Consider the following 6,637-nt stretch of genomic DNA (forward strand, 5'->3'; position numbering starts at 1 on the left):
ATTAAGCCGTCAAAGTTATACATTTCATTGATACATAACAATATGAATTGAAAAATAACCTATCTTTGCTCGATAAATTTTAATCAAAAAAAGTAAAAATGAAGAAATTATTTTGTCTGTTTACTGTTGCAGCTGTAGGCTTAGCCTCTTGTGGCGGTGGTAATGGTTATACCATAACCGGTACTGTGGAAGGTGCAGCGGATGGTGATACAGTGTATGTGATGAAACCCCGACAAGGAGGAGACCCTGAAAAACTTAATATGGCTATTATTTCCAAAGGGAAGTTTACTTTTAAGGGCACTCAGGATTCTACTGTCAATCTCTATATCGTTTATGAAGATGAGGTTGCTCCGGCTTTTGCGGATTTCTTTTTGGAAAACGGAAAGATAAATGCTACGCTTAAGCCAGACGCTTCTACAGTGACAGGTACACCGCTTAACGATGCTTATCAGGTGTTTAAAGATGAAATGGCAATTGTAGTAGGTAAACAAAGAGAAGTTTATGGAGCATTGGTGCAATCGGAACTGGCCGAAGAAGAAAGAGCAGCTAAGATGATTGAGATGCAGTCTCTTCAGGCAGAAATGATTAATGTAGTAAAAGAGCAAGTAGAGTTGAATATAACTTCTCCTTTGAGCGTTTACCTGTTGGAACAGTTTGGAGGATATATCGACCATTCGGAACTGGGAGACTTATTAGATAAAATGCCTGCCGAACTTCAAAACAAAGAAAGCATTGCTACATTAAAAGAAAGTGTAACAAAAGCCAATGCTACTAAAGAAGGCAATCAATTTGTAGACCTGGATATGTTAACTCCCAACGGAGACCCCATCAAGCTATCCGATTATGCCGGTAAAGGCAAAATCGTATTGGTTGACTTCTGGGCAAGCTGGTGTGGACCTTGTCGTCGCGAAATGCCTAAATTAGTAGATGCTTATGCTAAGTATAAAAACAAAGGCTTTGAAATTGTAGGTGTATCTCTCGATCGCGATGGAGAAGCCTGGAAAAAAGGTATTGCCGATTTGAATATCACCTGGCCGCAAATGTCGGATTTGAAATACTGGCAGTCGGAAGCAGTCAAAGAGTATGTAATCCGTGGTATTCCTCATCTTATGCTATTGGATGGTGAAGGAACAATTCTGGCTCGTGGCTTGAGCGGTGATGAAGTGCAGGAGAAATTGGCAGAGCTGCTGAAGTAAGTTGTCGCGGCCGTTCCAAGATATTGCCACGGCCGCAACAAAATACTGCTACGGCCGTGTCAAAATGTTGCCGCGCCCGTGACAAAACAGTGCCACGGCCGTTCCAAAGCCAATTTTAACCTGAAAGGATTACAAATTTTTAAGCAGTATGAAAGTAGACTGTTTGAATTATTAGGTAGATTTTCTGCCTAAATACTTTCATCCAGTTACACAGGGAATTTTAGGCGAAAACCTAACGCACCTAACGCACTTGTGGGTTAACTCTCATTCAGTCAGTGTGTTAGGGTGCGTTAGGTGAGCAAAAATACCTAACGCACCAATCACGCACCTAACGCGGCAGCTTTTTGAAGCAAAAAGACCCGGGTGTTTTGTACGAAAAGATCCGGGTGTTTCGACCTGAAACACCCGGGTCTTTTTTTGTGAGTATACGAGTTTACAAATGGTTGTAGGCTTAATATTAAAAGAAACCTAACCCATGGAATCTTTTAATTTGAATGTGTTGTGCGTCAAAAAATGTCCGTTTATTGGTCATCATTTTAACCCAATTATGAATATTCTTAATTATAGTTTTTAAATGTTTTAGCAGAATATTTTGCCATATCAAAAAGAAACTTTAACTTTGCATCATTAAACGGACGATTAAAAAATAATTATTCGCTCCTTTTAATAAATTTTTATTCTGAATAATTTACGTTTTGGTAGAGATTAAATGTCTCGTCCAAAACGCGAAGCGTTCCTGCAAAAGACCTTTTACTTCATGCTGACTCTGAAATATAGACGCAAATGATTTGCGTCTGTTTAGTAGGTTTTAAAGTAGAATAATAAGGTTATATAATGCACGGAAATCTTCAAAGAAAAATAAGTTATTTTTGCGGGCGCTATTTTAGTAGCTGCACGCTATTCCATCTTGACTTCGGTTGTCTCCGAAGTTATCAATCACAATTAATAAGTACACTATGTGGGTGAATGATATTAACTATTACACCCTTGTAGGTTGTGTAATGGTCTTTTTATTGGCTATTCTTATCGAATCGTTATTAATACCACGAGTGCTGTTAATTTCCAAAAAGAAACGTCTTTTTGATACACCAGATTTTCGAAAGGTACATTCAAACCCAATCCCCCGGTTGGCCGGAGTAACTTTTGCTCCAGCTATTGTATTAAGTGTGTTACCGGTATTGGGTGTGCTGACTTTGTTATTCCCTGATCAGGTATCTTTTTTTGATCCGGTCTTTATTTTATCATCTTCCTTCTTCTTTTGTGGCTTATTTATATTGATGCTAACCGGAGTTAAAGACGATTTGATTGGTGTACGTTATTCGCATAAATTTATACTACAGCTTATTGCTGCTGTATGCTTGGTTTGTTCGGGAATTCAGATAAACCACTTTTATGGCATACTTGGCATTCAGGAAATACCTTCCGTAATTGGAGTTCCGTTTACATTGCTATTAACTGTTGCTATTATAAATGCCATTAACCTGATTGATGGTGTCGATGGGTTGGCTGCCATACTGATATCTATTGCTGCTATTGTTCTGGGCACCGGTTTGTTTATGACGGGTACTTATACATATAGTTTTTTATCGTTTAGTGTGGTGGGAATATTAATACCTTTTTTGCGCTTTAATTTCTCCACTAACAGGAAAATATTTATGGGCGATACAGGATCACTTGTTTTGGGGTATGTAATTTCATTCCTTGTTGTTCGCTGCTGTATGCTTACTCCTTATAAATCACCGGATAACCCGCTGCCTGTAATTATTGCCGCATCGGTTCTGTTTGTGCCTTTGTTCGATACCATCCGGGTGTTTGCGGTTAGGATTATACAACATAAACCGGTATTTTATCCGGATAAAAATCATGTTCATCATAAATTACTTGGTTTGGGATGTTCGCATAAGCAAGTATGTTTGGTGCTGGGGGGAGTTACGCTGTTTCACCTGATGGTGAACGTTTGTCTTCATCAGGCAGTTAATGTGAATATATTATTGGCTATTAATGTGGTATTGGGGGTTGTAGAGAATATGTTTTTGAATTATAAAAGGGGGCATTTGGAGGCAAAGGATTTATCCGCCATAGCACACAATGAATCAATGACGAAAACGAAATAAAAATGAATAAAGTTTTAACCATTTTATTATTTGGTATGCTACTTGCATCTTGCGGTACCTCGAAAAAGATTTTGTACTTGCAGGATATGCCAATAAACCAACTTGAACAAATCACAAACAAAACGGATATAACTATCCAACCCAAAGATATGATATCAATTGTGGTATCCAGTAAAGATCCGCAGTTGGCTTTGTTGTTTAACCTGCCTAGAGCTAACTACAGAATGGGAACCTCATCAGGAAGTTCCAATTCAAATGGGGAAATTTTAGGATATACAGTGGATAATAAGGGCAACATAGATTTCCCGGTACTGGGCTATTTAAATGTAAAAGATAAAACGCGCGAACAACTGGCGCAGTTCATCAAAGCAAAAATAATGGAAGAAGATTTAATTAAAGACCCGGTTGTAACTGTTGAATTTATGAATCTACACTTTTCCGTACAGGGAGAAGTAAAAAGCCCCGGCGAATATTCCATTGACAGAGACAACATTACCCTATTAGAAGCCATTAGCAAGGCCGGCGACCTTACCATTTATGGAAAAAGGGATGGAGTTGTCGTTATCAGAGAAGAAAACAACACCCGCATTGCCCATCAGGTGGATTTGCGGTCGACCGATTTGTTTAACTCTCCTGCCTTTTATTTAAAACAAAATGATGTTATATATGTACAACCCAACACAGTAAGGGCCGGACAATCAACCGTGAATGATAACAATGTTAAATCTGTTTCGTTATGGATATCTATTGCATCATTCTTAACAACCTTAGGTGTATTAATCTTTAAGTAGAATAGTGAATCACATAACAATTCGTAATTCATCATTCGTAATTCGTAATTCTTAACTCATGGTTCAAAATAACCTAAACAAACAAGCTGACGACTTTATTCGTATTCAAGACTTATTCTATATATTTTTAAACAAATGGTATTGGTTTGTGATTGCTGTTGTTGTTTCGCTTTCGGTGGCTCTCTTTTATTTGGCCAAAACATCACCTGTATATACACGTTCAGCATCGATACTGATAAAAGACAATTCCAATGGAGGAGGTGTTAGCGCGGAGAATGCGGCATTTGCCGATTTGGGGATTTTTAAATCGAATACCAACATTATAAATGAATTGCATACCTTTCAATCTCCATCGCTAATGACAGAGGTGGTACGTCGGCTAAAACTGGATTATAGCTATAAAGTTAGAGAAGGCTTGCGTAAACGGGAACTTTACACACAAACCCCTTGTACGATTGGTTTGGGGAATGTGAGTGAAAACCAGTCATTTTCGTGTGTCATAGAATTACTTCCGGACAGAAAATTTCGGTTGACAGAGATGATGTTGAATGATTTAGAAGTAGATAGTCAGTCTACAGAAGGTGCCTTGAGCGATTCTATTGCCACAGTCTGGGGTACTATTTGTATACAGCCTACATTGTACTATTCAGAAAATAGTGTTGGAACAAATATATTATTTTCCAAAACAGGGATACAATCCACATCCAAAATCTTTAGCGAAGCATTAGCGGTAAATATGGCAGACGATAAGTCGTCTATTATCGACTTGAGGATTACAGATGTGTCTACTCGCCGGGCCGAAGATATTTTAAATACCTTGATTCAGGTGTACAACGAGAGTTGGATTAAAGACAAAAACCAGGTAGCCATCAGCACCTCTGCATTTATCGACGATCGGTTAGCTATTATAGAAGCCGAGTTGGGACATGTAGATGATGATATTTCCAATTTCAAAAGCAAGAATCTTTTGCCCGATGTACAGGCTGTATCAACCATGTTCATGGCACAATCAAGCGAAAACAAATCCAGAATATTCGAATTAGAGAACCAATTGTCCATCACCCGGTTTATACGCGAGTATATGGACGATCCCAAGCAGAAAGATCAACTTCTGCCTGCCAATGCGGGTATTGAAAATGCAAATATCGGAAGCCTGATAAACGAATACAATTCCGCACTGCTTCAACGTAACAATCTGTTGGCCAACAGTAGCGAAAAGAACCCTTTGGTTATCGATTTGAATCAATCGTTGGTTTCTATGCGCCAGTCGGTTATTAGTTCGTTGGATAATTCCATTACAACATTAGACAAGCAGATAGGTAACATTCGGCGTTCTGATACACAAACCAATCGTCATATTGCTTCCAGCCCCAATCAGGCCAAATACCTGCTTTCGGTTGAACGCCAACAGAAGGTAAAAGAGGCACTCTATTTGTATTTATTGCAGAAAAGAGAAGAGAACGAATTGTCGCAAGCGTTTACAGCTTACAATACCAAGGTAATAAATATGCCGAGTGGAAGTAACTTTCCCACTGCGCCAGTAAAAAGAAATATTTTGCTAGTGGCACTGGCAATAGGTTTACTTATTCCGGCTGTTATTCTATTCTTGTTGGAATCATTAAACAACAAAATCCGGTTAAAGAAAGATCTGGATGGCATGTCTCTTCCATACGTGGGTGAGATTCCTCTTGCTGAAACGGGTAAGAAATCGCTTTTGAAAAAGGGCCATACAACTTCTACCACCATTGCCGTAAAAGAGAAAAACAGAGACCAGATTAATGAAGCTTTCCGCATTATACGTACCAACCTCAACTTTATGAAGGGGAATCAGGAAAACAGCAAAATTATTATGATTACTTCGTTTAATCCGGGTAGTGGTAAAACATTTACTACTGCCAACCTGGGGGTAAGTTTATCCTTAGCCGGAAAAAAGGTAATTGCTATTGACTTGGATATGCGCAGGGGAGCACTTAGTGCGTATGTAAACTCTCCCAAACAGGGGGTGTCGAACTACCTGGCTGGCTTAACCGACAATATAAACGAAATTATAGTAAAAGGGTCCGGAGAGTTGAAACTGGATATTATTCCGGTGGGTGTATTCCCCCCCAACCCCACAGAATTGTTATTGAACGAAAGGTTGCAATTATTACTGAATACATTGGAAAAGCAATACGACTATGTATTGATTGACTGTACTCCGGTTGAGATTGTGGCAGATACTTCGATTGTTGGTAAATTGGTGGATATGACGCTGTTTATTATCAGGGCAGGACTATTGGATAAGAGAATGTTGCCGGAATTGGAGAGGATGTATAGTGAGAATAAGTTGAATAATATGGCGGTGTTGTTGAATGGGGTGGATGTAACGGCTCGGTATGGGCGGTATGGGGGGTATGGGTATGGATATTATGGCAAATAATTGAAATTAAAAAAATATTATATGAAACACCCATGACAAAAACTCGTCGCCAAAGGTAATGTAAATTGTGGGTTATAGCTACCTTTGTTAGGTTCACCAACAATAATAGCTATGGAT

Annotated in this window: 4 protein-coding genes; all 4 read left to right on the forward strand. The window is 38.9% G+C overall.

Features of this window, described 5'->3' with window-relative positions:
• The first annotated feature begins 98 nt into the window (after positions 1 to 98).
• The 4 genes from D0T60_RS16265 to D0T60_RS16280 all read left to right on the forward strand — a co-directional run bounded on the left by D0T60_RS16265 (position 99) and on the right by D0T60_RS16280 (position 6,520).
• A complete protein-coding gene (locus D0T60_RS16265; protein ID WP_163219187.1) occupies positions 99 to 1,196 on the forward strand; it encodes a TlpA disulfide reductase family protein in 1,098 nt (365 codons plus the stop codon).
• Positions 1,197 to 2,158: 962 nt separating this feature from the next.
• Complete coding sequence (locus tag D0T60_RS16270) at positions 2,159 to 3,310, forward strand: MraY family glycosyltransferase (protein WP_163219188.1); 1,152 nt, start codon at positions 2,159 to 2,161, stop codon at positions 3,308 to 3,310.
• Positions 3,311 to 3,312: 2 nt separating this feature from the next.
• Positions 3,313 to 4,101: a polysaccharide biosynthesis/export family protein gene (locus D0T60_RS16275; RefSeq protein WP_163219189.1), complete on the forward strand. Its 789-nt coding sequence runs from the start codon at positions 3,313 to 3,315 to the stop codon at positions 4,099 to 4,101.
• Between the two features lie 58 nt (positions 4,102 to 4,159).
• Positions 4,160 to 6,520 (forward strand): polysaccharide biosynthesis tyrosine autokinase, encoded by a 2,361-nt coding sequence (locus D0T60_RS16280; RefSeq protein ID WP_163219190.1) that lies wholly within the window; start codon positions 4,160 to 4,162, stop codon positions 6,518 to 6,520.
• Positions 6,521 to 6,637: the final 117 nt, after the last annotated feature.

The sequence above is a fragment of the Bacteroides sp. 224 genome (assembly GCF_010500995.1).
Classification (GTDB): Bacteria; Bacteroidota; Bacteroidia; order Bacteroidales; family Bacteroidaceae; genus Bacteroides.

Bases quoted from the DNA above. Each gene is read 5' to 3' on its own strand.
- D0T60_RS16265 (WP_163219187.1), top strand. From the start codon at position 99: ATGAAGAAATTATTTTGTCTGTTTACTGTTGCAGCTGTAGGCTTAGCC.
- D0T60_RS16275 (WP_163219189.1), top strand. From the start codon at position 3,313: ATGAATAAAGTTTTAACCATTTTATTATTTGGTATGCTACTTGCATCT.
- D0T60_RS16280 (WP_163219190.1), top strand. From the start codon at position 4,160: ATGGTTCAAAATAACCTAAACAAACAAGCTGACGACTTTATTCGTATT.